General features: G+C 64.9%; 26 protein-coding genes. 7 read left to right on the top strand and 19 right to left on the bottom strand.

All coding sequences use genetic code 11. From position 1 onward, the window contains the following. The 10 genes from SLQ31_RS14905 to SLQ31_RS14865 form a co-directional block, all read right to left on the bottom strand. On the bottom strand, nucleotides 1-459 hold the full coding sequence (locus SLQ31_RS14905) for a hydrogenase maturation protease (protein ID WP_319434666.1): 459 nt from the start codon (nucleotides 457-459) through the stop codon (nucleotides 1-3). 11 nt (nucleotides 460-470) lie between these two features. Beyond that, the gene (locus SLQ31_RS29495) at nucleotides 471-590 is read right to left on the bottom strand and encodes a DUF6893 family small protein (protein WP_413642147.1); all 120 of its coding nucleotides are present in this window, start codon (nucleotides 588-590) and stop codon (nucleotides 471-473) included. Beyond that, entirely contained in the window at nucleotides 578-1,936 is a 1,359-nt protein-coding gene (locus SLQ31_RS14900; protein WP_319433865.1) for a hypothetical protein, read from the bottom strand. The genes SLQ31_RS29495 and SLQ31_RS14900 overlap by 13 nt, the downstream gene beginning before the upstream one ends. Then, nucleotides 1,933-2,583 carry a DUF6084 family protein gene (locus SLQ31_RS14895; protein ID WP_319433863.1) on the bottom strand — a complete coding sequence of 217 codons (651 nt, stop codon included), beginning with the start codon at nucleotides 2,581-2,583 and terminating at the stop codon, nucleotides 1,933-1,935. The genes SLQ31_RS14900 and SLQ31_RS14895 overlap by 4 nt, the downstream gene beginning before the upstream one ends. Then, entirely contained in the window at nucleotides 2,580-3,227 is a 648-nt protein-coding gene (locus SLQ31_RS14890) for a DUF5947 family protein (protein WP_319433862.1), read from the bottom strand. The genes SLQ31_RS14895 and SLQ31_RS14890 overlap by 4 nt, the downstream gene beginning before the upstream one ends. After that, entirely contained in the window at nucleotides 3,227-4,138 is a 912-nt protein-coding gene (locus tag SLQ31_RS14885) for a NifU family protein (RefSeq protein WP_319433860.1), read from the bottom strand. The genes SLQ31_RS14890 and SLQ31_RS14885 overlap by 1 nt, the downstream gene beginning before the upstream one ends. Further along, on the bottom strand, nucleotides 4,135-5,931 hold the full coding sequence (locus tag SLQ31_RS14880; protein ID WP_319433858.1) for a nickel-dependent hydrogenase large subunit: 1,797 nt from the start codon (nucleotides 5,929-5,931) through the stop codon (nucleotides 4,135-4,137). The genes SLQ31_RS14885 and SLQ31_RS14880 overlap by 4 nt, the downstream gene beginning before the upstream one ends. A gap of 72 nt (nucleotides 5,932-6,003) precedes the next feature. Continuing rightward, a complete protein-coding gene (locus SLQ31_RS14875; protein ID WP_319433856.1) occupies nucleotides 6,004-7,059 on the bottom strand; it encodes a hydrogenase expression protein HypE in 1,056 nt (351 codons plus the stop codon). 237 nt (nucleotides 7,060-7,296) lie between these two features. After that, complete coding sequence (hypB, locus tag SLQ31_RS14870) at nucleotides 7,297-8,073, bottom strand: hydrogenase nickel incorporation protein HypB (protein ID WP_319433854.1); 777 nt, start codon at nucleotides 8,071-8,073, stop codon at nucleotides 7,297-7,299. Between the two features lie 19 nt (nucleotides 8,074-8,092). After that, nucleotides 8,093-8,428: a hydrogenase maturation nickel metallochaperone HypA gene (locus SLQ31_RS14865; protein ID WP_319433852.1), complete on the bottom strand. Its 336-nt coding sequence runs from the start codon at nucleotides 8,426-8,428 to the stop codon at nucleotides 8,093-8,095. Between the two features lie 128 nt (nucleotides 8,429-8,556). Here SLQ31_RS14865 and hypF point away from each other — a divergent pair, with 128 nt between their 5' ends. From hypF to hypE, 4 genes are read left to right on the top strand one after another with little or no spacing between them, the layout of a single operon-like run. Then, nucleotides 8,557-10,866, top strand: coding sequence for a carbamoyltransferase HypF (gene hypF / locus SLQ31_RS14860; RefSeq protein WP_319433850.1), 2,310 nt, complete (start codon nucleotides 8,557-8,559; stop codon nucleotides 10,864-10,866). After that, nucleotides 10,857-11,132 (top strand): HypC/HybG/HupF family hydrogenase formation chaperone, encoded by a 276-nt coding sequence (locus SLQ31_RS14855; protein WP_319433848.1) that lies wholly within the window; start codon nucleotides 10,857-10,859, stop codon nucleotides 11,130-11,132. Before hypF ends, SLQ31_RS14855 begins: the two co-directional genes overlap by 10 nt. Beyond that, complete coding sequence (hypD, locus tag SLQ31_RS14850; RefSeq protein ID WP_319433846.1) at nucleotides 11,129-12,232, top strand: hydrogenase formation protein HypD; 1,104 nt, start codon at nucleotides 11,129-11,131, stop codon at nucleotides 12,230-12,232. The genes SLQ31_RS14855 and hypD overlap by 4 nt, the downstream gene beginning before the upstream one ends. After that, a complete protein-coding gene (gene hypE, locus SLQ31_RS14845) occupies nucleotides 12,225-13,307 on the top strand; it encodes a hydrogenase expression/formation protein HypE (protein ID WP_319433844.1) in 1,083 nt (360 codons plus the stop codon). The genes hypD and hypE overlap by 8 nt, the downstream gene beginning before the upstream one ends. Nucleotides 13,308-13,323: 16 nt before the next feature. On the opposite strand, the gene SLQ31_RS14840 is transcribed toward hypE, so the two are convergent. Then, nucleotides 13,324-15,018 (bottom strand): GMC family oxidoreductase, encoded by a 1,695-nt coding sequence (locus tag SLQ31_RS14840; protein ID WP_319433842.1) that lies wholly within the window; start codon nucleotides 15,016-15,018, stop codon nucleotides 13,324-13,326. Nucleotides 15,019-15,173: 155 nt separating this feature from the next. After that, a complete protein-coding gene (locus SLQ31_RS14835) occupies nucleotides 15,174-15,725 on the bottom strand; it encodes a YaeQ family protein (protein ID WP_319433840.1) in 552 nt (183 codons plus the stop codon). 212 nt (nucleotides 15,726-15,937) lie between these two features. Here SLQ31_RS14835 and SLQ31_RS14830 point away from each other — a divergent pair, with 212 nt between their 5' ends. After that, on the top strand, nucleotides 15,938-16,645 hold the full coding sequence (locus SLQ31_RS14830) for a GAP family protein (protein ID WP_319433838.1): 708 nt from the start codon (nucleotides 15,938-15,940) through the stop codon (nucleotides 16,643-16,645). Between the two features lie 57 nt (nucleotides 16,646-16,702). On the opposite strand, the gene SLQ31_RS14825 is transcribed toward SLQ31_RS14830, so the two are convergent. Both SLQ31_RS14825 and SLQ31_RS14820 read right to left on the bottom strand, forming a co-directional pair. Then, nucleotides 16,703-16,990, bottom strand: coding sequence for a hypothetical protein (locus SLQ31_RS14825; RefSeq protein ID WP_319433836.1), 288 nt, complete (start codon nucleotides 16,988-16,990; stop codon nucleotides 16,703-16,705). A 465-nt stretch (nucleotides 16,991-17,455) separates the two neighbouring features. Beyond that, nucleotides 17,456-17,863, bottom strand: a complete 408-nt coding sequence (locus SLQ31_RS14820) for a MerR family transcriptional regulator (protein WP_319433835.1) — start codon at nucleotides 17,861-17,863, stop codon at nucleotides 17,456-17,458. 91 nt (nucleotides 17,864-17,954) lie between these two features. Between SLQ31_RS14820 and SLQ31_RS14815 the strand changes: the two genes are divergently transcribed. Further along, nucleotides 17,955-18,779 (top strand): TIGR03619 family F420-dependent LLM class oxidoreductase, encoded by an 825-nt coding sequence (locus tag SLQ31_RS14815; RefSeq protein ID WP_319433834.1) that lies wholly within the window; start codon nucleotides 17,955-17,957, stop codon nucleotides 18,777-18,779. A gap of 779 nt (nucleotides 18,780-19,558) precedes the next feature. Continuing rightward, nucleotides 19,559-20,506 carry an alpha/beta fold hydrolase gene (locus SLQ31_RS14810; RefSeq protein WP_413642300.1) on the top strand — a complete coding sequence of 316 codons (948 nt, stop codon included), beginning with the start codon at nucleotides 19,559-19,561 and terminating at the stop codon, nucleotides 20,504-20,506. Between the two features lie 39 nt (nucleotides 20,507-20,545). On the opposite strand, the gene SLQ31_RS14805 is transcribed toward SLQ31_RS14810, so the two are convergent. From SLQ31_RS14805 to SLQ31_RS14785, 5 genes are all read right to left on the bottom strand, one after another. After that, nucleotides 20,546-22,207, bottom strand: a complete 1,662-nt coding sequence (locus SLQ31_RS14805) for an N-acyl-D-amino-acid deacylase family protein (protein ID WP_319433831.1) — start codon at nucleotides 22,205-22,207, stop codon at nucleotides 20,546-20,548. Further along, nucleotides 22,204-22,926 carry an SDR family oxidoreductase gene (locus SLQ31_RS14800; protein ID WP_319434664.1) on the bottom strand — a complete coding sequence of 241 codons (723 nt, stop codon included), beginning with the start codon at nucleotides 22,924-22,926 and terminating at the stop codon, nucleotides 22,204-22,206. The genes SLQ31_RS14805 and SLQ31_RS14800 overlap by 4 nt, the downstream gene beginning before the upstream one ends. Nucleotides 22,927-22,934: 8 nt before the next feature. After that, nucleotides 22,935-23,378, bottom strand: a complete 444-nt coding sequence (locus SLQ31_RS14795) for a VOC family protein (protein WP_319433829.1) — start codon at nucleotides 23,376-23,378, stop codon at nucleotides 22,935-22,937. Between the two features lie 12 nt (nucleotides 23,379-23,390). Next, nucleotides 23,391-24,863: an NAD(P)/FAD-dependent oxidoreductase gene (locus tag SLQ31_RS14790; RefSeq protein ID WP_319433827.1), complete on the bottom strand. Its 1,473-nt coding sequence runs from the start codon at nucleotides 24,861-24,863 to the stop codon at nucleotides 23,391-23,393. A 96-nt stretch (nucleotides 24,864-24,959) separates the two neighbouring features. After that, the gene (locus SLQ31_RS14785; RefSeq protein WP_319433825.1) at nucleotides 24,960-25,877 is read right to left on the bottom strand and encodes a metal-dependent hydrolase; all 918 of its coding nucleotides are present in this window, start codon (nucleotides 25,875-25,877) and stop codon (nucleotides 24,960-24,962) included. Nucleotides 25,878-25,925 lie beyond the last annotated feature (48 nt).

Below are 25,925 nucleotides of genomic sequence, written 5' to 3'. Positions count from 1 at the left end.
TCAGCCCTCCCGCAGCATCGTCACCACAGTCTGCACCGCGCGCACGGCTTCCGGCACGGCGGCGTTCACCGCTTCGCTCAAGCCGATCCCGTCTTCGACGTTCTGCACTTCGCAGCCGATCACCACGGTGCGGGGCGCGGTGCCGCCGAGGGCGGCGAGGCTGGCGAACACCGCACCGGGATCCATGCTGTGGGCATCGAAACCACCGGGGGTGGAAAGTGTTTCGTGATCAGCCTCGAAAACCCGGACGGTGCCCGGCGCGCCGCGGTCGGGGATGGCATCGACCAGCACCAGCGCATCCCACCCGTCGAGCAGGTCATAGGCCAGGTGCATGCCGCGGATACCGTAATCGGTGACGCGGACTCGTTCGTCGGGCGGGTGTGCCGCCACATGCCGCAGTACCTCGGGGCCGAAGCCGTCGTCTCCGAGGAAGATATTGCCGATACCGGCGACGAGGATGCGGGGCGTAGCTACATGCTCCGCATCTTGAGGTAGCGGCGGATGTCGGGGACGGAACCCACGCCCACCACCACGCCGCCGACGATGACGACGCCGACCGCGATGGTCGCTATCCACCCTATTGTTGCCATGTCGAACTCCTCTCACTGTGTGACTCCAGGCTCGACTCCAACGGCTCGAGTTCGTCGGGCGCGAAGTACAGATAGCGCCCGTACCAGTCGTGCAGATCGGCCGCCGGGTCGTCGTCGACCGTCACCCCGACCTGCTGATCACCGTCGACGGTTTCGTGCACCGAGGTGACGGTGGCGACCCGGCCGGCGAAGAACATGTCCTGGGCGTCAGCCCGCCGGGACGGTCGCAGCCGTACCTTGCTGCCGCGTGCGACCCGGACCCCGTTGACCAGGACGGCGTCGATGTCGGGCGCAACGGCGTTGTCGGCCATCGGATCCCACCAGTCGACGCCCTCGGGGACCTCGGGGATCAGGCCGGCGTGCGGGTCACGAAGCACACCGTGCAACCGCTGCATCGCCTCAGGTGACATCGCATCGCAGCGGTCGATGATCTGGGCAGCCAGCGGGTCGGTGGCACGGGCTTGTGCCTTCTCCTCGTCGGTCATCGTCATCACCCGCAGCGTGAGGATCTCGTCGATCTCGGTCGAGTCGTAGAGGGCGCCCTCGCTCTGTTCGGCGATCTCGGGATGGTCGTAGAGGATGATCGGCGAGATCAGCAGCAGCGCATGGTCACCCGGCGGCCCGGCCAGCACCGGGAAGCACCGGTGCTGGTGACACCTCGCGATCGCCGCTGCTGCCGAGTCAGGAGGGTCGAGCAGTGAGACCAGTTGCCCGCCTCCCACGTTGACGATGAGATGGGTGCCGATCATCGACGCGGCGATAACGGCGTCCTTGTCGCAGGCGACATCGCCTGCCAGCCTGGTGGTGTTGCGCAGCACGGTCGTGACCCGCCACAACCCCTCATCGGGTTCGCTTGTCACCGTGAGGCGTCCGTGCAGCGCGCGCCGGGAGCGGATGAGCCGGCCACCGTCGACCTCCTCGATGGCGCTGGCCGCCGGGGCCACCACCTGGAACGTCTCCGTCTGCCCGCCGTCGCCGAGGTCGAGCGGCCCGAAGGTCAACTCCGACTCCACCGCCTCATCCCAGGTCAGCCAGGAGCTTCCGGTACCGGTCAATTCATCGACCGATTCATAACGCCCGTCGTCGGTGTGCTTCTCGACAGCACGCCGCTGCAGGTGCAGGAACCTGACCACCAGCGTGATCGTCGCATCGCCCTCGATCAGGAATTGCGCCGACAGCGTGTCGTCCTCACCGAACGCCGCCTCGGCTGCTCCCGGCGGGCCCAAAACCCCGAACTGCCAACGGGACTGGTTCTTGGCTGACGACGCTCGATACGGGTAGAGCAGATACCCCTCGTAGAGCACTGCGTCGGCGATGGTGCGGGCACGATCCCAGCCCGCGGTCACCGGAAATCTCCGGCTCGCGCGCCCGCCAGCAGCGAGATGACCGCCTCATCGACGTCCAGCATGCCCCGCTCGGATTTGTAGGCGGTCAGAGCGGTCACTGTGTCATGGCCGAGACGCACCCAGCCGCTGTTGGGGTAATGCTGGTGGATGAGCTCGTGCCAGACCCTTACTGGCATGTCGTATTGATCTTCCTGGTCCCACGGCACTTGCTGCACGGCGAAGCCGCGCTGCCCGTTCGCCAGGGGTGGGCGGAATATGGTGCCGCTGAACAGGAATTGCAGGGGGATGGTTCCCTCGCGCAGCGCGTGCAGGTACTTCGACCCGGTCACCTCGAAGTCGTAGGTGCATTCCAGCGGCAGAGCCACCTGGGTGCTGCCGGTGAAACCCTGCACCATAGCCGCGGTGTGTTGCCACAGAAAGGTGCGCTGGGTGTTGGCCCACCGTTCGCGCGGGCCAAACATATCGGCCAGCCCGGCAGCCTCGTCATCGCTGTACGGGCGACGAAGCGGCTCGATGCGCACCTGACACCGCAACGCAACGGCATGCACGGGCTCGTCGGCCACTACGGTGATCCGCGCGGTGAGGTGCGGGCTCACCGCGTACGGTTCGGGGGCCACGTCAAGTACTGCGAACGTCACCTCTGTCACGACGCGCGTTCCCTGCTGACTTCGCGGCAGCGCGCGGTGATCTGCTCGAAGAATTCGTCGATGTAGGCGCGCGCCTGCTGGCCGCCGTCGAAGCCGCGCCACAGCATCCGTAGCCTGCCGACGAACTCGTAGCAGGCGTCGATGGGGACCAGGTAGCACTCGGGGTCCGCGTCCCGGCTCGAGTCGTCGGGCACCCGCACCAGCAGCGCCTCGACGTCATCGGCCATCATCGCCAGCCTGGTGTCCGCGGTAGTGATCAGCGACCAGGCGTCCAGGTCCAGTTCGGATTCCGTGGCGCCCGCCGGTCCCGGATAGAACCCGACAGTCTTGTCCAGCGCCGAGTTGCGGAAGAAGAACGCCAGCCCGACGGGAATCTGCAGGGCCTCCCACTCCAGGCGTCCCAGCGCGAGATCGGGGAAGTGCAGGTAGCGATCGGGCACCGACCGGTACCGCAACTGCGCGGTGCTGTCGGTGAACAACAGATAGCAGCCGCGGCACACGCACATCAGCTGTCGGCCTTCGACATTCACGACGTGCTGATGTTCGTCGGCGATATCCTCCGAACACATCTCGCAGCGTTCCCCGGCCGGCTGCGGCACCTTGGTGGCCCGGATGCGAGCCAGCACGTCGTACGCGCTGTCCATCACATCACCGCCGAAGGCGTTGCCAGGACCGCCATCGACAGCACGCCGTCACGCACCAGCAGCGGGATGGGGTCAAGATGCACCTCGGGGCCCGCGTCGGCGTCGATACCCGCGCCGGCGTGGACGATGTCGAAATGAGCGCGGCAGCGGGGGCATCGCAGCACCAGTCCGCTGATGCCCGCGCCCATCCGCCGGTGCAACGCTGCGCCGGCCAACGAGGCGTTGCAGCTACCGCACCGGTCGTGATAAGCGAACAGTTCGTCGTCGATCCGGCAGGCGAGAACGGTGGTTCCCGCCACCATGAACCCGCCGACTTCGCCGCTGTGCAGGTCCGCCAGATCGGGCACCGGATGCCAGCTTGCACCAGCGTGGCCCTCTGCGTGCACCCTGCTGAGCAGGGATTCGGCCGGGATCACGGTCGATACCGGACTCGGTTCGGCCGCAACGACTTCGATCTCGCTGATCTCGGGCGCGGCGCTGCGCACGGCGTCTTCGACCGTCAGCTCCAACGTGACCGCGGACGACGGGCAGCTCTTGCAGCTGCCGGTGAATCTGAGCCGCGCCGTCGCACCGGTGATCTCGAGCAGGTCGACATCGCCGCCGTGCGAACCGAGATAGGGCCGGACGCTGTCGAGCGCGTCGGCGACCCGGCGGTGCACGTCGTGCGGATGCAGTCCATGCACGAGCATCAGGCTCGCCACCAAATCGTCGGTGGCACAGTGTTCCACCGCTGCGGGATCGCGTTGTGCCGCGATCTCCAGCACCCGTGCCAGCCCGGCGCCGTAAAGGTCGACAATCTCACGGACCAACTGCTCGGCGCGCTCACGGGCGACCGGACCCCCTGCGGCACTGGCATCGAGGAGGGTCTGGATGCGATCGCCGGCGGTGCGCCAGCGCGCGTCGTCGTTCACTCCCCGGTGACCGACTGGGTCGGCGAATGCAGCCTCTCGAGCGACTTTCCCTCTCCGAGATACATGTGCACACCGCACGGCAGGCAAGGGTCGAAACTTCGTACCGTGCGCATGATGTCGATGCCCTTGAAGTTCTCCCGGTCGTTCTCCTCGAAGATCGGCTGGCCCTGTACCGCATCTTCATAGGGTCCCGGTGTGCCGTAGCTGTCACGCGGGTTGGCATTCCACGGGGTGGGCGGATACGGATGGTAGTTCGCGATCTTGCCGTCCTTGATCACCATGTGATGACTCAGGACGCCGCGGACTGCCTCGGTGAATCCGCAGCCGATGGCCTCGTCAGGAACGTCGAACTTCTCCCACGTCTTGGTCCGCCCGGCACGGATCTCCACCAACGCCTTCTCGGCGAAATGCAGCGCGCACGCCGCCGCATACGCCTGGAAGTAGGTGCGGGCTCGGTTGCGTTCCAGCGTGTTGCTGCCGTGTTCGGGGATCTTCCATTCCAGCTCGACCGGGCCCTTGAGGATGGTCTTGGGCAGGTTGATCTTCACGCTGTGACCGGTGGACTGCACGTAACCGATGTCGACCAGGCCCGCCAGCGCCGTCGACCAGAGCCGGGCCAGTGGGCCGCCGCCAGTGTCGAGCGCCAGGTGGTCGGTGCCGTCGAACCAGCGCGGTGACATCACCCAGCTGTACTTGTCGTCCATGTCGCGTTTCTGCGGCTTCGGATTGGTGTGCTGGTTCCAGGGGTGCCTGCGGTCGACCGGGTTGCCAAGCGGATCGGTTTTGACGAACATCTCCTGATCGGTCCAGTCGTCGTAATACGAACTGCCCAAGAGGATCCTGATGCCGAGGTTGATGTCCACCAGAGAATGCGTCACCAGCTTGCCGTCGACGACGACCCCGGGGGTGACGAACATGGCGTTACCCCACTTCTCCATGTCCTTGTACGCGAAATTGCACACGTCAGGATCCTGGAAGGAGCCCCAGCAGCCCAGCAGGGTGCGTCGCAGGCCGACCTCCTCGTAACCCGGCAGCGCCTCGTAGAAAAAGTCGAAGAGGTCGTCGTGCATCGGCACGACCTTTTTCATGAACTCGACGTAGCGCATCAGCCGGGTCATGTAATCGGTCATCAGCTGGATCGTCGCGACGGTGCCGACCCCGCCGGGGTAGAGCGTCGACGGGTGGACGTGCCTGCCCTCCATGAGGCAGAACATCTCTCGGGTCCACCGGCTGACCTGGAGCGCCTCGCGGTAGAACTCACCAGTGAAGGGGTTGAGGGATCTCATAATGTCGGCGATGGTCCGGTACCCGTGTGCCTCGGAGTTGGGCGCCAGGGCGTTCTCGGCTTTCTTCAGCACCGCGGGGTTGGTCTCGGACACCATCTTCTCGCAGTAGTCCACCCCGACCAGATTCTCCTGAAAGATGTTGTGGTCAAACATGTATTCAGCGGCCTCGCCGAGGTTGACGATCCATTCGCCGAGGTTAGGGGGTTTGACGCCGTAGGCCATGTTCTGCGCGTAGCACGAACAGGTGGCGTGGTTGTCACCGCAGATACCGCAGATGCGGCTGGTGATGAAGTGCGCGTCGCGCGGATCCTTGCCCTTCATGAAGATCGAATAGCCGCGGAAGATCGACGAGGTGCTGTGACACTCGACCACCTCGCGGTTCTCGAAGTCGATCTTGGTGTAGATGCCGAGGCTGCCGACAATCCGGGTGATCGGGTCCCACGCCATTTCGACCAGGGAACCGGGATCCCTCTTCACGTGGGACGGTTCGGGGATGATCGTTGTCATCAGACTTCGCTCTCTATTGACTACTGAAATACCTCTGCCAGCGGGGCTTTCGAAAGCAGGCAGAAGCGCGAACTACCAGGTTCGACGCGCACCCGTGGTGAGTTCCCGGCCTTTGTGGCGCCACTTAGGCTCTTTGTCCACCGTCCGCCCGGTCACGTGGCGCAGGTTGCGGATCACCGACCCGTACAGGCCAGACGCCGTGGTCGAGATCTTGCCGCCCGGGGGCTCATCCATGAAGGGCATGAATTTGTCCGGGAAACCGGGCATGGTGCAGCCGATGCAGATGCCGCCGACGTTGGGGCAGCCGCCGATGCCGTTGATCCAACCACGTTTGGGCACATTGCATTTGACGACCGGACCCCAGCAGCCCAGCTTGACGATGCATTTCGGCGACCCGTACTCCGTCGCGAAATCACCCTGCTCGTAGTAGCCGGCCCGGTCACACCCCTCGTGAACCGTGTTCCCGAACAACCACTTCGGCCGCAGGGCCTCGTCGAGCGGGATCATCGGTGCCTGACCGGTGGCCATGTAGAGGAGATAGGTCAGGGTCTCCGCCATATTGTCGGGGTGGGCCGGACAGCCGGGCACGCAGACAATCGGTATGCCCGCCTTGCTCTTCCAGTCCCAGCCGAGATAATCCGGGACACCCATCGCACCGGTCGGATTCCCCGCCATGGCGTGGATTCCGCCGTAGGTGGCGCAGGTGCCGACCGCGACGATCGCGGTGGCCTTCGGCGCCAGTCGATCGAGCCACTCACTGGTGGTCATCGGCTGTCCGGTCGCGGGGTCGTTGCCGAATCCGCACCAATAGCCTTCGTTGTGCAGCTGTTCGTTGGGTATCGACCCCTCGACGACCAGGACAAACGGTTCCAGCTCGCCACGGTCGGCCTTGAAGAACCACTCCAGGAAATCGTCGGAGCCGCCGTTGGGTCCACATTCGAAGTCGATCAGAGGCCAGTGCACGGCGATCTGGGGGAGTCCGGGAAGAGCGCCGAGCGCGATCTCCTCGATGCTGGGCTGAGTGGCGGCGGTCAGTGCGACCGAATCACCATCACAACTCAGTCCGGCGTTGATCCAGAGAACGTGGATCAATGTCTGTTCCGCTTTGATTGCTGCTTCGGTAAGCATGCTGAAGCTTCCCGGGACCGGGCTGGGGTCCCTACGGCGCAGGAGTCGCCCTTCGGCCCACTTGCGCGTCGCTAAATTCCAGAGTGGCCCAGGTCACACGTCGTTGTCAATAACTTCCAGAGGACGTGCCAGAAGGTCTAACTGTCTTCTCAGGAGCGGCTCGCCGATATTGACGTGGCGGCCACTTCGCAGACGCCCCGCCGGCGGTGCTATCGCCAAGGTGTGCAACAGATTTCGCTAAACCGGTGTGCCAGCGACGAACCGGCGCAGCCAGCTGAACCACGCCTGCATCCCCGCCCCGGTGCGCGCGCTGACGGGCAGGATGGTCACTGCCGGATTGACCTCGCGGACGTGGGCGATGTACTGGTCGACGTCCGCGTCGAGGTAGGGCACCAGGTCGATCTTGTTGAGTAGCACGACGTCGACCGACCGGAACATCACCGGATACTTGAGCGGTTTGTCCTCCCCTTCGGTGACCGAGTAGACCATCGCCTTAGCGTGCTCGCCCACATCGAACTCGGCAGGACAGACCAGATTGCCGACGTTCTCGATGATCACCAGGTCAAGTGCGCGCAGGTCGAGGCCCTGCAGTGCCCGGTTGACCATCGGCGCGTCGAGATGGCACTCCCCGCCGAAGCCGTTGTTGGTGTTCAACAGCGATATCTGCGCGCCCCGGCCGGCGAGCTTCGCCGCGTCCAGGTCGGTGGCGATATCGCCCTCGACGATCCCGACCGCGAGCTGTCCGGCGAGTTCGTCGAGGGTCGCACCCAGCACGGTGGTCTTGCCCGAACCGGGTGAGCTCATTAGGTTCAGCGCTCGAATACCGTTGGTCTCGAACATTTCCCGGTTGAAATCGGCCCTGACGTCGTTCTCGGCGAAGATCGACTCCAGCACGTCGACCCGTTGCGAACCGGTCGAGTAACCACTGTGGTCGCCGTGGTCGTGGTCGTGGCCGTCGTCAGCGTGCTCGTGGCTGTGTGTCGTGCCGTCGTCGTGGCGATGGAATCTGCCCACCGTGAGACCTCTCGCTCAATCAGGTGACGTCCAGTGACGTCACCTGAAATTCCTTGCCGCGCACGACCTCGACATCGGCGCTGTCGCACAGCGGACACAGCACCGACCATTTCGACGTGATCTCACAATGTTGTCCGCAGGACCGGCATACCACCTCGGCCGCGACGAACTCGAGTTCGAGTTCGGCATCGGGCATGCCTTCGTGTTCGCGCAGCAGAGACCAGCAGAATTCCAGCGATTCCGGCACCACCTGGCGCAGGGCGCCGACCTGGACCCGGACGATATCGACGTGCCTGCCGACGGCGTGTGGGCGGACCACACCGGCGATGGCCTGACACAACGAGAGTTCGTGCACACAGCCATGCTGCCCCCATTCTGCGTCGAATGGTGATTGTCGTCACCGATTGTCGGGTCTAGCCTGAGTTGACCGGCCCGTGTCAACAGCCCATCTGACGCAGGCGGTCAACGCTGCTCAGGAGGTTCATGAGGAGCAGTCCGAGCGTATCTGCGGCGAGCGTGCGACTACGGCTCGCCATCACCGGCGTCGTGCAGGGCGTCGGGTTCCGGCCCGCCGTCGCCCGCGCGGCGATCGAGCACGGCGTACACGGATTCGTCTACAACGACGCAGGTTCGGTGCACTGCGAGTTGGAAGGCGCAGCTGAAGCGGTCGATGCCGTCGTGACCGCGATCCGCCGCCGTCCGCCGCCGATGGCGCGTATCGACGACGTCACCGTGACGACAATCGCGCCGAACGGGGAGCCGGGCTTCGCGATCGTCGACAGCCGCCGCGACCCCGGCGAGCAGCTGCGCACGCTGGTGCCGCCCGATATCGCGATCTGCGCCGACTGCCTGCGCGAGCTACGCGCACCCGGCGACCGCCGCTACGGCCACCCCTTCATCACCTGCACTAACTGCGGGCCGCGTTACACGGTGATCACCGACCTGCCGTATGACCGGCCGACCACGACGATGGCGAAATTCGACATGTGCGCAACCTGCGCCGCCGAGTACCGCGACCCCGCCGACCGCCGGTTCCACGCCCAGACCATCGCCTGCCACGACTGCGGTCCGACGCTGTCGTGGTCGGGGCCAGGCGCGGGTGATCCGCTGGCCGCCGCCGCGGCGGCCCTCGATGGCGGCCTGATCGTCGCTGTCAAGGGTATCGGCGGCTATCACCTGGCCTGCCGCGCCGACGATGCGGACGCCGTCGCGATGCTGCGCAGGCGAAAGAATCGGCCCGCCAAGCCGTTCGCGGTGATGGTCGCCGACCTTGCGGCGGGCAGACACTTCGCGATGGTCAATGCTGCTGCGGGGCAGCAGTTGTCGTCGCCTTCCGCGCCGATCGTGCTGCTGCCGGGACGCGACGGGGCGGTGCTGGCGGCCGTCGCACCCGGGTTGCGTGATATCGGGCTGATGCTGGCCTATTCGCCGGTGCACCACCTGCTGTTCGACCGACTCGGTCCCTGCCCGCTGGTGATGACCTCGGCCAATGTTGGCGGGTCGCCGATCGTGTACCGCGACAGCGATATCCGCTGGATCGATGGGCTGGCCGACGGCGTTCTCACCCACGACCGCCCGATTCACGTGCCGTGCGAGGACTCCGTGGTGACGTTGGCAGCCGACGGTTCGGTGGCCCCGGTTCGACGTTCGCGTGGCTACGCGCCGCTGCCCGTGACGGTACGCGGCGTCCGGTCGCCGGCGGTGGTGCTGGCGACCGGGGGAGACCTCAAGACCACCTTCTGCCTGATGTCCGCCGACGGTCGCGCACATCTGTCGTCCCACCTCGGCGACATGGCCAATCCGCGCACCCAGTCCTGCTTCGAATCGGCCTACCGGCATCTGGCGTTCATGACCGACCGTCGGCCCGATCTGATCGCCTGCGACCTGCATCCGTCCTATGCGACCACGAAGTGGGCCCTGCGACAGCGACGTCCAACCGTGCGGGTGCAGCATCACCACGCCCATGCAGTATCGCTGCTGGCCGAGCACGACCGCCTCGGTACGCCGATCGTGGCCGTCGCCTACGACGGCACAGGTTATGGCACCGACGGAACCATTTGGGGTGGTGAGCTTCTCGCGATCTCAGAGCCGTCGGCGTTCACCAGGGTCGGACACGTGAAACCATTCGCGTTACCCGGCGGCGACGCTGCCACTCGACATCCCGCGCGGATAACACTGGACCTGCTCAACCGCGCCGGGATCGACTGGGATGACCGGTTGCCCGCGGTGAACGCGGTCGGCGATACCGGCATCCACATTCTCCGCCAACAGCTTCCGCGAGGCATTGGATGCGTGTCGACGAGCAGCATGGGACGACTATTCGACGCGGTGGCCAGCCTGATCGGCGTCTGCCAGGTGGTGACTTATGAGGGTCAAGCGGCCGTGGAACTCGAACAGGTGGCCCGCGGCGGCCGGCCCATGGGATTGGACTTCGGGGTGGAAGCCGGTGTGCTCGACCCGGCCCCGGTCATCGCAGGCCTCGTCGACGGTCTGCGCGGGGGAGTCGAGGTGGCCGATCTCGCCGCCGGCTTCCACGACGCGGTGATCCGGGCGACGGTCACGGCGGTGACCGAGTGCGCCGGGCGGGCCGATATCGGCACCGTCGGGCTGACCGGCGGTGTGTTCGTCAACCGCCTGCTGCTCGACGGCCTCGGGAAGGCATTGACCCGCAACGGGTTCGAGGTGCTGACGCATGCCGTCCTGCCGTGCAACGACGGTGGGTTGGCGTTGGGGCAGGCCGTTATCGCGGCGACATCGAGCTCACGGCAGAAAGGAATCAGCGGATGTGTCTAGGAATCCCCGGCAAGGTGATCGACATCTGGGAAGAGGCCGGTACCCGAATGTCGACCGTCGACTTCGGCGGCACCACGAAAACAGTGTGCCTGGCCTATCTGCCGGACATGCGGATCGGCGAATACGCGATTGTGCACGCGGGTTTCGCAATCACCCGCCTCGACGAGGCATCCGCCAACGCGACGCTCAAGATGTTTGAGGACCTGGGGGTGCTCCAGGAGGAACTCGCTGGTGCAGACGGACAGAGTAGGAGGGATCCGGCATGAAGTATCTGGACGAATTCCGCGACCCGGTGGCCGCACGGACATTGGTCGAGCAGATCAAACGCCGCGCCACCCGGACCTGGACAATCATGGAAGTTTGTGGTGGACAAACGCATTCGATCATTCGCAACGGCATCGATCAGCTGCTCGGCGATGCCGTTGAATTCATCCACGGGCCCGGCTGCCCCGTCTGTGTCACACCGTTGGAGATGATCGACCGGGCACTGGAGATCGCGGGCCGCGACGACGTGATCTTCTGCTCGTTCGGGGACATGCTCCGGGTGCCCGGCAGCCATCAGGACTTGTTCAGCGTGCGGGCGCGCGGCGGTGATGTGCGCATCGTCTATTCGCCGTTGGACGCCACCAGGATTGCCGCCGACAACCCGGACAAGAAAGTGGTGTTCTTCGGCGTCGGCTTCGAGACCACCGCACCGGCGAACGCGATGTCGGTTGTCCACGCGCAGCGACTCGGCCTGACGAACTTCTACCTTCTGGTCTCCCACGTGCTCGTACCGCCCGCCATGACGGCGATCCTGAGTTCGCCGACCAACCGCGTGCAGGGTTTCCTCGGCGCCGGCCACGTGTGCACGGTGATGGGGACCTCGGCATACGGTCCGCTGGTGCAGGAGTACGGCGTGCCGATCGTGGTGTCGGGCTTCGAGCCGCTGGATCTGCTCGAAGGAGTGCGCCAACTAGTCGACCTGCTCGAGGATGGTAAGGCCGAACTGCGCAACGCGTATCCACGTGCGGTCAACGACGCGGGCAACGTGGTCGCGCAGCAGACCCTGGACGACGTTTTCGTCGTGACCGACCGGCCCTGGCGCGGTATCGGGATGATCCCGAAATCGGGCTGGACGCTCTCACCCCGGTATGCGGCGTTCGACGCGGAACGTGAGTTCGGCGTCGGGCACCTGCAGGTCGAGGAGTCCGCCGAATGCCACAGCGGCGAGGTCCTCCAGGGATTGCTCAAGCCCAACGAGTGCCCGGCGTTCGGAAAGTCCTGCACGCCACGCACTCCGCTGGGCGCGACGATGGTATCCAGTGAGGGCGCGTGCGCGGCGTATTACCAGTTCCGTCGGTTGGAGGCACCGGCACATGCCTGAGTCGCCCGTGACGATCGACCCGGCGGACTGGGTGTGCCCGCTGCCACTGCGGGAGACCAAGCGCATCGTGCTCGGGCATGGCGGCGGGGGTGTGCTTTCCGAAGAGCTGATCGAAAACCTGTTCCTGCCCGCCTTTGGCTCGATGGCTGGCGCGGGACGCGATTCGGCGCTGTTGGATGTCCCTGCCGGCCGGATCGCGGTGACCACCGATTCCTATGTCGTGCAGCCGTTGTTCTTTCCCGGCGGGAACATCGGCGACCTCGCCGTCAATGGCACGATCAACGACCTGGCGTGCAGCGGTGCCCAGCCGCTCGGGCTCACTGCGGGTTTCATCCTCGAGGAGGGGCTCGAGCTCGAGGTGCTAGGAGCCGTCGCGCAGACCATGGGCAAGGCTGCGTCGAACGCCGGCGTCGCGATCGTCACGGGGGACACCAAGGTCGTCGGGAAGGGCAGTGCCGACTTGCTTTTCGTCAACACCGCTGGTGTCGGCGTCGTGCCACCGGGTGTCGACATCGGGCCCGAGAAGGCGCGCCCGGGTGACCACATCATCGTGTCTGGAAACCTTGGCGAGCACGGTGTGGCGATCATGAGCGTGCGTGAAGGCATCGACTTCGGCACCGTCGTCACCACCGACAGCGCGCCACTGCACCGACTCGTCGCGGCGATGCTGGCCGCCTGCGCGGCATCGGGCGCACCCGGCGCGGTGCATGCGCTGCGCGACCCGACGCGGGGCGGATTGGTCGCCTCGGTCGTCGAGATCGCGAGAGCCGCATCGGTCGGGGTGGAACTAGATGAGGTGAAAATACCGGTGCCGGAGACGGTTTCGTCGGCGTGCTCGTTTCTGGGGCTGGATCCCCTTCAGGTCGCAAACGAGGGCAAGATGGTGGCCTTCGTCGATCCGTTGCACAGTGCTGCGGTGCTCGCCGCTATGCGGGCTCGGCCAGAGGGGGCGAACGCGACGGTCATCGGCCGCGTCGTCGCCGAGCACCCCGGTATGGCCGTGACCAACACGCCATTCGGCACAACCCGCGTCATCGATCGAGAACTCGGGGAGCAGCTCCCGCGCATCTGTTGACCGGTCTCCGACCGCCTCATCCCAGGATCGCCCGCGCCGCGCGTTCGGCGATCAGCATGACCGGCGCGTTGGTGTTCCCGGAGGTGATGGTGGGCATCGCCGACGCGTCAGCCACTCGAAGCCCGGCGACGCGGTACACGCGACAGTCGGTGTCGAGCACCGTGGCGGCCGACCCCGGCAGGCCGTGTGTATCGAAGGCTCCCATCGCGCAGGTGCCCACCGGATGAAAGATGGTCGTACCGAGTTCACTTGCCGCGTTCTGCAAGTCTTCGTCGCTCACCAGTTGCGCGCCAGGAAGCAACTCTTCTGGGCAGTAGCGGGCCAGGGACGGCGCCGCCATGATCTGCCGGGTCATCCGGAGGCCGAACACGGCGGCGTCACGATCGGCGTCAGTGGACAGGTAATTGCAGAGGATCTTCGGGTAGGTCAACGGATCCGCGCTGGCGATGCGCACATGACCCCGCGAGCTGGGGCGCAGATTGCAGACTGAGGGAGTGATCGCTCCGAAAGGATGCAGCGGTTCGCCAAACTTGGCCAACGACAAGGGCTGCACATGCCACTCCAAATCGGGACTGGCCAGTGCGGGATCACTTTTGGCGAAAGCGCCCAGCGTGGAGGGCGGCATGGTCATGGGTCCTGAGCGCAGCAGCAGGTACTGCAGTCCCATGCCTGCACGGGTGATCCAATTGCGGTACAGCGTGTTGACGGTCCGGGCGCCCCGCACCCGGTAGACCGTTCGCAGCTGCAGATGGTCCTGCAGGTTTTCACCCACTCCCGGCAGATCGACGACCACCGGCACCTGATGCTGGGTGAGTAGCCCGGCCGGGCCCAGACCCGAGGCCTGCATGAGCTGTGGTGACCCAATCGCTCCGGCGCTCAGGATCACCTCTCGGCGGGCCTGGACGTCGAAGATCTGGCCATCTTTGAGCAGCCGCACACCGGTGGCGCGGCGCTGAGCTGTGATCCAGGCACCGTGACGCTGATCTTCGTGGACCTGGTCGTCCATCAGCAGCTGCAATGCCTGGGTGTGGGTGTAGACGGTGAGATTGGGTCGGTGGGCGACGGGATGCAGGAAAGCATCCGCCATCGACCAGCGACGGCCGCGCCGTTGGTTGACATGAAAGTACGCACTGCCGGAATTGTCTCCGCGGTTGAACTCGTCGATCGGGGCAATGCCCACCTGGGCAGCGGCGGCCTGCCAGGCGTCCAAGATCTTCCAGCGCACCCGTGGTCGCTCGACAGCGATCTCACCACCGACACCGTGCCACTCGTCGGCTCCGCCGAAGTAGTCTTCCAACTCCCTATAGATCGACAGAGTCTGGCCGGCACCGTCCGGGCCATCCCAAAGCCAGCGATCGTCACCGGTGGCCTTCGCCCACAGTTCGTAATCGCTGGCTTGTCCGCGCATATGGATCATGGCGTTGATCGACGAGCTGCCGCCGATCACGCGGCCCCGCGCGTAGTGAATGCTGCGGTCGGCCAGACCGGGGTCGGCCTCGGTCGCGAAGCACCAGTCGGTGCGGGGGTTGGCAATTGTGTACAGGTAGCCCACCGGGATCTTGATCCAGAAGTAGTTGTCTTTTCCGCCTGCCTCAATCAGGAGCACCCGGTGATCAGGGTTGGCGCTGAGCCGGTTGGCGAGCAGGCAGCCCGCACTGCCTGCTCCCACAATGATGAAGTCGAATTCGGCGACGGGGCTCAATTCCGGCATCATCCCTCCATGGTGTTGGCGTGCTCGTCACGACCGTCCTCCGTCCGTCGAAGTTCATGGCCGGACGATTGTGCCGCCGATACGGGGCCTTCCCGCAAGCCCCCAGTCCGCCATGTAGTGAGAGGGGAGGGGTCGGCCATCTCAGGCTCAGACGTTCACTCCAACGGCTCGGGCGTGAAGGTGACGTCGACTTCGCCCACGGTCATCGTGACCTGACCTTCCATCACCATCACCTGTGCGGAGACCCGTCGATCGACAGTCTGCGCCAGTTGCTGCACCGGTGCGTGCGGTATCTGCAACACCGACAGGTTCGGCAGTCCCGCCACTTTCGGACCCACGGTGCGCCACCAGGTGGCCACGCCGGCGGCGAACGGGAACAGCAGCACCTGGTCGGCCTGGCTGGCCGCCTTGCCCAAAGCGCGTTCGTCAGGCTGGCCAACGTTGATCCACTCCAGGATCCGGCCCGTGTAGTCCGTGAGCCGCAAGTCCGGTACACCAGGGGTGGACAGGCCCGCCCCGAACGCCAACTCGCCGTCGACGCCGCTGAGCCGGTGTGCGCGCAGCCCAAACGCCAACAACCGCACCACCATCCGCTCATCGGTCTCACTGGGATGACGGGCCACGGTCAGCGTGTGATCGGCGTAGTAACCGTGATCGACATCAGAGACGCCAAGTTCGACTTTGAACACTGTTGCAGAAAGGGCCACGTCATAGTGTCCACCCTGGTGAGCGTCGCGGTGAACAACTGCTCGATGTCGCGCGAGCCGCACTCACGTGCGCGCATGACCGCAAGCCGCCCGTAACCTTCTCGTACGACTCGGACATACCACGGCACGGCAGGAGCAGGGGGATCGCGCGTTAAGGTTCTTCGCCGGGGTCCGACCACAGCAAGCTCAAGCGGGCAGGAGGTGGGTAACCCGTGTGGAGCACCGTTCTGCTGATGGGATTAGTGGGGACGATCGATCCATTGCGGGTCGGCGTGGGCGCATTCCTGCTGACGCGGCCGAGCCCGGTGAGGCCGCTTGCCATCTACTTCGCGGTGGGTTTCACGCTCAATATCGTTATCGGCGAGGCCGTTCTGGCCGGCGGTCGAGCGCTGTTGGGAACGCAGCGCACCATCCCCGGACAGGCGGAAATCGTTGTCGCGGGAATCCTCTTCACCGTCGGCTTGATCGCCGCGCTGAGCGGCTGGCTGATGGCCACGTTCGGCAAGTCGCCGGAACCGGCATCCGAGGTGGGAGACATCGACGGACTCGCGCAGGTGCCGTTGTTCGCTCGCCTGCCTGATCGAATTCAGAACACGCTGCGAGGTGACTCGGTGTGGCTGCCGGTCACGTTGGCGCTCTGTACCGCGTTGCCCGGCGCACACTACCTGGCGACGATGGCGGCGATCTTCGCCGCGGACGCGGCAGCTGGACCGCGGCTGGCTGCCTTGATCGTCTTCAACCTGGGCGAATTCTCGGCCGCGCTGATCCCGCTTGCCTGCCTTCGGGTGGCGCCGGATGCCACCCGTGCGTTTGTCGATCGGGTCAACGCGTGGGTGAAAATCCACCACCGGTTGATGCTGACCCTCATCATGTGGACAGCCGCTGCGGTGTTCCTGGTCATGGGTATCCGGCACCTTTGACGATGTCATCGGACCTGAGGTGGCAGGTGGTCGGGGGAGGAGGCGCCAAGCTGGCGGCTAGCAGTCGTTGCCCGCCTGCAAAAGAACACTCTTCAAACGCGGCGCCGGCAAGGCGTGAACGTCGTAACCGGGATTGTCATCAGCCCACGCAATTTCGTAGCAGTCCCGAAACCCTGCTGCGATGTCGGCTTCGGTGCTTGAGTGCTCTTTCACCCACCCGTCGAGCGAATCTTTGCAGCCCACGAGATTAACGTTGCCGAACTTGACGGCCGAGGGTGGTGGACCCGTCGAGCCATCAACGCTAGGCAGGTGGCTGGATTCGTGCCACTCGATGAGGTCGCGCACGGCTACGAGGTGGCATGGCTGCCCTGGGGCCGGCCCCAAGGAGGTCGACTGCACGACTGCGCTCGACGCGGCCATGGGGCTCGGTGACGGTGTGCCGTACTGAGCGCCGCTGCACGATACGAGCACTAGCGGGGCGACGCCGGCAACCAGGGTCGACACGTACCGCAACATTCAACGGAGTCTACGGCCCGGTACGTGCAGTGCGCTTTGGACGTTCCCTGTGGGTAGGCGGCATCGATGAGCGAGCGGTGCCCGGGCCGGCCGTGCAGCAGCACAACAGACGGATTGTCCGCAGATCCGAACCTGTTGCACGCCAACCGGAATCTCTCCACCGGTGCGCTAAACGCTGTCTCGGGCCGAACACCGTCCGTCGGCTGTTCGTGCGGTAATCTTCGCCTGGCCACCCGTGGTCAGCGTGCGCTGTTGTCCTCGACGTGGACAGCACCCTATTCGTCTCCATCGAGTTCAGTCTTGGTGCAGCGCCGCATGGGTGGCGGTGAGATAGCGGTCCAACGTGTCCCGGCTCGCGGACAGGTGCCGGATGCGCTCGTCGAGCCGTTCCCTCTCGTGCGCCAGTGCGCTCAGGATCTCGGGGCACGGGTCGATCGTCGGCTCGCTCCCGTGCGCGCAGGGGAGGATCTGACGGATGGCGTCCGTGGGGAGGCCTGCGTCGAGCAATCCACGGATTTGGGCCACTGTGGTCACGGCGTCCGAGCAATATCGGCGGTAGCCGTTGTCGGCGCGGACGGGGTTCAGTAAGCCCTGTTGCTCGTAGTAGCGGAGCATCCGTGGAGAAGCGCCCGACCTCGCCGACAGCTCACCAATGGAGATGGCCGTTGACGCCGACCGTGGCGCAGGGGTTGACCTTGACATAGATGTCAGACTCTAGCATTCGACGCATGAGACCAGATCAGCGCAGCCCACGTCGTCGCGGCCCGTCCACTCCGAACGGAGTTGTCACGGAATGAAATTGAGCGTCGCTCTGTCCAACGACGAGGCCGGCGTCGACCCCCGGTCGATCGCGACGCAAGCGAGCCTGGCGGAGGAGCTGGGGTACGCCGGTGTCTGGGTGCCCGACCACCTGCTGCCGCCGGAGCCATACGGCGACGTCTACGGCGGCGTGTACGAGGCCTTGATGCTGCTGTCCCACGTGGCCGCGGTGACCAGCCGGGTGACGTTGGGAACGACGGTGATCATCGTGCCGCTGCGGGAGCCAGTCCTACTGGCCAAGCAGCTGTCCACACTGGAGCGGTTGGCGCCGGGGCGGGTCGTCTTCGGTGTCGGCGTCGGCTGGGACGCGAGCGAGTTCGACGCCCTCGGTGTGCCGTTCTCCGAACGGGGCGCGCGGACCGACGAGACGATCGACCTGATTCAGGCGTTGCATCGGGGCGAGACGCCTGCGGAGAGCCGGTTCTTCGGGTCGGGCGCCGGTGTCTTCGAGCCCCGGCCGACCGCGCCGGTTCCCGTCATGGTCGGCGGCATGACCGGACCCGCGTTCCGCCGCGCAGCGCGCGTCGCCGACCGCTGGCAGGCTTTTGGACTCACCCCGCAGGAATTCCGCACCAAGCGCGAGGAATTGGATCGATTGTCCGCACCGCGCCGGATCTCAGCAGGCATCATGCTCTCGCGAGAAAGCAGCCACGAGAGCGTCGCAGAACTACTCGATCGCCTGCACGCCTACGAGTCGGCGGGGGCCGACGAGGTGACGATCCACTTCGGGCCGAGCGCGCAGACGTCCGCACCCATGACCGAACTGATGGATCGTTGGCCCGCGAGCCACCATGCCTGAGATACCCGTGCGCACAACGCCAGTTCAGCGGGGGTGCGCTGCAATCCATCCAACTTGACATAATGTGGCTTATCGGCAAAACATGTACGTGGCTTATCGGCAAAACATGTACCTGCGGATACTCGATCCGCACCCGAGTCGGTTCACTTCGTGCCGCCGACCACCTCCCCGCGCCGACGGGCTCACCGATTCACCGCTGACGCGGCCATCGGCAGCCGCTCGCGGACGGCCGATGCGCCACGCCACGCCACGGCAGCCATCGCAACTGACTAGCTCATCGAAAGGCTATGAGAGGGGCCTGATTCCGCTCCTGTCAGCATCCAGCCCGACGTCCTCAATTCGTCACTGTGACGTTTTTATACCGTCCCAGCCCACCGTGGTGATGCACGTCAGGAATCCCTGGCGTTCCCCCGTCGAGTTAGCGAAGTGGCCGATCCACCGTGCCACAGCACTCCGCCAGTCAACGCTCGCCGGTTGTCGCGATTCTGCGGGTCGTCGATGTGGCGCCGGAGTCAGTCGACATGACGCCGGTCGATCAACCCTCGCCCAGCTTGGCCGAACGGCAACCCGCGACACCTTCACCATCGGTCGGCTCATCGAAACGCCATGAGGCAGAGCAGATTCCGTCCCGGACCGACATCAGCCCCACGCCCTCAATTCGTCACTGTGACGTTTATGTACCGCGCAGCCCCCAGGCTTCCGACGCGCCCTAGACTTGGCCCGTGATCAGCCGTCGGACATTTGGCCAACTCGCGGGTATCACGGTGGCGACCGCGTCGCTGAGTGCATGCGCGTCGCCAAAGCCGTCTCCCCCGTCAAAGTCCACGAGCCACACGACCTTTGCTTCACTGAAGCAAGTCGATGCCGGCCTGCTGAATATCGGTTACGCCGAAGACGGTCCGCCCGACGGTAAGCCGGTCATCCTGTTGCACGGCTGGCCCTACGACATCCACAGCTACGTCGACGTCGCTCCGGCGCTTGCCGCCCAAGGCTATCGGGTGATAGTGCCGTATCTCCGGGGCTATGGCACAACCACGTTCAAGTCAGCCACCACTTTTCGCAACGGACAGCAATCGGCCGTGGCGCTGGATATCATCGCGCTGATGGATGCGCTGCACATCCCGAGCGCCATCATCGGCGGCTTCGACTGGGGCTCACGCACAGCGGCGATCATCGCGGCACTCTGGCCAGAGCGCTGCACAGCACTAGTGGCCGTGAGTGGATACCTGATCACCAATCTGCAGGCCAACCTCAAGCCACTCCCGCCAGCGGCCGAGTACGGATGGTGGTACCAGTACTACTTCGCGACCGAGCGTGGCGTCGAGGGCTACCGCCAAAACACCCGTGACTTCAACAAACTCATGTGGACGAACGCCTCACCGAAGTGGAAATTCGACGACACCACCTACGACCGCACCGCCCAAGCGTTCACCAACCCCGACCACGTCGCCATCGTCGTCCACAACTACCGATGGCGTCTGAGCCTGGCTGCCGGTGAGCCTCAGTACGACGCACTGGAGCAGCGCCTCTTTGCACGGCCGGTTATCACCGTGCCGACCATCACCGTCGCCAGCGACTTCGACGGTCCCGCTGCCGACGGCACGTCGTACCGAAATCAGTTCTCGGGCAGGTATTCCCATCGCATCCTGCCCGGCATCGGCCACAACGTTCCCCAGGAGGCCCCGCAAGAGTTCACCAGCGCAGTCATCGAGGCCAGCCAGCTCTGATATCGAACCGTGAAAAGCCCACGGGCACAGCCCATTTCGTCACAGTGACGATTGCCCGCGAGCTCCCCGGACCAGCCGACCCGGCAGCTCACCGGTCGGCTCGCCGCGAGTGTAGGTCTCAACCCCGCTCACCAATGTGTGCAGATACCCATCAGCGGATTGCAGCACCCGCTGTCCGCCGGCCGGCAGATCGGCGACCAACCGTGGGGCCCGCGCGGTGAGATTTTCGAAGTCAATCACGTTGACGTCGGCCTTGTATCCGGGTGCCAGAACACCACGGTCGCCCAGCCCGACCAGATGAGCCGTGTCCCGGCACTGGCGCTGAATGAGCCAGGCAAGGTCGAACTGGTTGTGCCCGCGATCGCGGCCCCAATGGGTCAACAGCGTGGTCGAGAAGCTCGCATCGCAGATTGTCGACACATGCGCTCCACCGTCGCTCAGGCCGGGCAACGCGTTGGGGTGCGACAACATTTCGTGCACCACATCGAGGTTCCCGCCGTGGTAATTGAACACCGGCATGTAAGCCGGCCCTTCGACCATGATCTCGTACAGCACCTCGGCAGGATCACGACCCTCACGTTGCGCCGTTGCCGCGACGGATGTTTCGGGTGCCGGCTCGTACTGCGGAGGGTCGCCGAGTTCGAAGATATCCTGCAACGGCGCGCGCAGACCACCACGTTCGGCAACTTCGGCGAGGATCCGCCTTTTCACCTCGGGATCATGGAGATCGGGCCCGGTGCGAAAGAACCGCGACAGGACGAAGGGGTTGTAGGTGCCGCGGAAGTCGACGAGGACGCCGATGGCCCTCGGTGCGACGACGGCGGTCATCGACAGACCCTCGGCATTGGCCCGCTCGATGGCGGCCAACGTCTGCCGGTAGCTCTCCCCCGGCTCGTGCTGCATGACCGACAGCGACAGCGGTCGCCCCGACACCCGCATCATCTCGAACATCACCGCAAACTCGTGGTCGAAGCCTTTGAGGTCGGACACCACCTGGAACACACCGGCTCCGGTCGCGCCGATCGCCTTGGCGATGCCAACGAGCTCATTGATCTCGGCGCGTACCGACGGTGTCTGCTCACCCCGGCTGGTCTTGTGCCATTCGGTGCGCGAGGTACTGAATCCCAAAGCGCCAGCACGGATTCCCGCCGCCGCCAACCGGCCCATCTCGGTGATCTCGTCGACTGTCGCGGCCTCGCGGTCGGCGCCACGTTGTCCCATCACAAACAGCCGGAGCGGATCGTGGGTGACCTGGGTCGCCACGTCGATGTCGTGCGGCAGGCTGTCGATGGCGTCGAGGTACTCCTCGAAACTCTGCCACGTCCACGGCAAACCCTCGTGCAGAACGGGGCCGGGCAGGTCTTCGACGCCTTCCATCAGTTCGATCAGTTGCCCATGGTCGGACGGGCGCACCGGAGCAAATCCCATGCCGCAGTTGCCCATCAGCGCGGTGGTGACACCGTGCGCCGAAGACGGCTGCAGGCGGTTGTCCCACGTCACCTGTCCGTCGTAGTGCGTGTGGATGTCGACGAACCCAGGCGTGACGATCGCCCCGTCGGCATCGATCTCGCGGCGACCACGCTCCGTCACGGCACCGACCTCGGTGATGACGCCGTCGGTGATCGCCACATCAGCGCTGCGCCCAGGAGTTCCCGTTCCATCGAAAACGGTTCCTCCGCGAATGACCACATCATGGCTCATTGGTTCCTCCCGGCGTTCAGGCGTTGCACTTGTCCATAGGCATCGATCGGGCTCTGCAGGGCAAGCCCACCATCCGCGAACAGGGTTTGCCCTGTCACCCAGGACATCTCCGACAGCGCGACGATCGCCTCCGCGACATCGTCCGCTTCGCCGAGACGTCCGAGGGCGGTGCGCTCGGTAAGCCCCTCGACCCAACCGGGCAGCCCCTCGGGCTTGGCCAGCATCGGGGTGCGGGTCACCCCTGGGCCTATCGCGTTGACTCGGATGCCGAATGCCCCCCATTCGGCGGCGGCCACTCTAATCAACATGTCAATGCCCGCTTTCGAGACGCAGTAGGCGCCCATGTCCCGATCGGAAAGGGTCCCGCTGATACTCGACACCGCGACGATCGAGCCGCCGATCCCCGACTCGATCATTGCGCCTGCGCCGGCCCGCATCGCGAGCCACGTACCGGTCAGGTTGACGTCGAGAACGCGCCGCCAATCCTCGGGGCTCTGCTCCAGCAGCAGTCCCGACGCTCCGATACCAGCACAGCTGATGAAACGCTCGGGGGCGCCGACATCTGCAATGGTTTGCTTCATGGCGTCGGTGACCGACACGGGATCGCTGATATCACAGGTGATTTCACCGTCGGCCACATCCCACACCACGACCTTGTCGCCGGCCGAACGCAAGCGTGTCACCACTGCCGCACCGATACCGGACGCACCTCCGGTCACCACTGTGGTCACGTGGGGTCCCCGATCAGCTCGACGCGGACATTGTCGGGCGCCGTGATCACGGCCATGGCCACACTCTTGCCGCCGGGCGCCGGCATCGAGATCCGGCGCACCCCGTCGGTGAATCCGTGCCCCGCCAGCGCGGCCAGCGTCGGTTCGACATCACGCTGTAGGGACACCAGGAAGAATCCCGGACCCGGAGCGGAATCCGATGCGGCTGAGGTCAGCTCGGCATCGACAAACTGCACGAGCTCGACGATCCCCGCATCGGGGTTGTCCGGATCTCCAAGGAAGATTGAGCGCAACGCACTGGCATCAACGCCGAACAGGGTCGGCCAGTCACCGGTGAAGGTGTAATCGAGCATTGGCGTCAGCCCAAGCCCATCTCGCCAGAATCGCACTGCCTGGTCAATATCGGTGGTGATGATTGCGGTGTGGTGGATTGCGCGCACTGTCGTCCTCGATCAATGTGTGGTCAAAGCCGTGTCGGCAGTGACAATTTCGTAGTCTTCGAGTTGTATGTTGGCCAGCAGTTCAGCGAACGCCTTTCCGCTGTGCGGAAATTGCGTGACGATCTTGCCGTTCGGGTGCCGGTAGTAGTTGTTGCAGTTGGCAAGCCAGACCGTGCCGGCCATCGCCGACTGGATCTCGGCGTTGTATCGATCGTGCACCTCGCGCTTGACCTCAACGCTGCGAAGCCCGTGCTTATCCATGACGTCTAACAGCCGCCTAATGTAGGCCGTTTGCGCTTCCAAGATGTAGATGATCGACGTGACACCGTTGGTGTTAGGGCCATACAGCGTGAACAGATTCGGATACCCGGGCACCACGCTTCCGAGGTAACCCTCCGCACCGTCGCACCAGTCGTCGTGCAGGCGGTTGCCACCGCGTCCGTGGACCTCCAGGCTCGCGAGGTAGTCGGCGGCACGAAAGCCGGTGCCGTATATCACCGTGTCGACCTGATGCTCGACTCCGTCGACGGTGCGCAGGCCGCGCTCGGTGAAGCTTTCGATTGGCGTGGTCTCCAGGCTGACGTTCGGCAGGGTGAATGTCGGCAGCCAATCCCGCGAGAGCAGCGGGCGCTTACATCCCACGGGATAGTTGGGTGTCAACTTGGCTCGCAGTTCCGGATCAGTGATTTTCCGGTGCAGATAGTCGCGAGCCAGGTTGGTGGAGTATTCGGTTTGCTGCCCGGCTGCGGCGAAATCGGCCGCCTCGTACTGCTCGAAAGCAGCATCGCGTAGCTTGCGCGCCTCGGCGGGGTCGCTTTCGAACAGGTTCTGTTGCTCATCGGTGAATGGTTCGTCGAAGCGCGGTGACACCCAGATCGGGGTGCGCTGAAAGACGGTGAGATGGGCGGTCGCGGCAGCGATGGCCGGAACATACTGGACCGCGCTGGCGCCGGTCCCGATTGATGCGACGCGTTCACCCGCGGTCGATGCCGAGTGGTCCCATGCCGACGAGTGAAAGACGCGGCCACCGAACACGTCCCTACCCGGAATGTCCGGGATGTTGGGGACATCGAGCATCCCGACGGCACTGACCACGACGTCGAAGGTGTAGACGGAGCCGCTCTCGGTGACCACCGACCACTCGTTGGCTGTGTCCGACCACGACAACGTAGTCACCCTCGTATTCCCGATGAAATAGTCGCCGAGTCGGTGCGCGGCGGCCACGCGTTCGAGGTAGGCCAGGATCTCGGGCTGGTTGGCGTAGGTCTTGGACCATCTGGGGTTGAGCGCAAAGGAGTACGAGTAGAAGTGCGATGGGACGTCGCACGCCGCACCCGGATAGGTGTTGTTGCGCCATGTTCCGCCGAAGCCGGCACTGCGATCAAAGATCGTGAAGTCGTAGCCGCCCTCGGCGAGCAGCGTGCCCATCGCGATACCACCGGGCCCCGCGCCGATGACTGCGACTGTCGGCCTTCTCCGCGCCAAGCTTCACCACCAGATTTTCATGTGTGACATATTGGATGCGATATGTAAACGAGCGTAACACCACATCCGATCATGTCTTCCTCGAATGTAAGCGAGTCATCGCGGGGTGAACGCCGTCATATCGGTCCCCCGGGCGTACTCCGACATCCAGGTGTCGGCCCACCCGGGCAACGGTTGATGGGCGGGGTCGTGATTCGGCATCTGCGACAACGCGAGACGCCACACCATCTTCGCCAGATGATTGGTCGGCACGGCGCTGAAGATCGTGGGTGGTCCGCTGCGCCGCGCCGATCGCCGTCGGCCGCCAGGTCCGCGGTACTTGAACTCGTCGACCAGCAGCGCCACCGACATCAGTTGCTCCGCCGACACCACCCGGTCGGCCACGGGAATGACGTCGTCGACGGTCCGCGCGATCGCGGCGGCGACCTCGCCGATATGGCGAAACGTCGCCCGGACATGACGCACGCGATACCACGGATCCGGGCCGAGGTGGCGGTACAGGATGAGTCCGGAGCTGCGGTGTTCGATCTCCTCCACGAAGTGCCACGCCATCAATGAAGCGACTCGCGGATCGGATCCGCTGAACAGTGAATCCCGGTTGTCCAGAATCACTTTGAACAACGGCGTGAAGGTGGCCTCGAGGTTGGCGACGTAGGCCGCATGGAACTCCACAGGGTGCTCAGCGATGAGATCGTCGAAGCAGCGGGTCGCGTCGTCGTAGGCCCGCTCCAGACCCGGGTACTGCGCGATGAGGGCATTCATGTGCTTGCGGTGCGCCGAGGCGTGCTGTGCTTCCTGGCGCAGAAATCCGTCGGCTTCGGCGGCGATGGCGGGTGACTCGTCGAATCTGGCCTGTCCCTGACTGAGCGCCTTGATGAGATACCGCTCGAAGGGCACAGCGATGAAGGTGAAGACGTTGCAGAACATGCCGAAGTTCGGATTGGCCGGTTGCCACAGGAACGGCACGGTCGCGTCGAAGTCCCAGCGGATCTTACGAATGACCAGGTCTGTCATGCGGTTGCAACTCCATCGCGCCGAAGCGGCTTAACATTGGTGAGTTCG

The sequence above is a fragment of the Mycobacterium sp. RTGN5 genome (assembly GCF_033804465.1).
In the GTDB taxonomy this organism is placed as follows: Bacteria; Actinomycetota; Actinomycetes; order Mycobacteriales; family Mycobacteriaceae; genus Mycobacterium.
The sequence above is the reverse complement of the archived record's forward strand: the minus strand, read 5'-3'. Positions and strand labels throughout refer to the sequence as shown.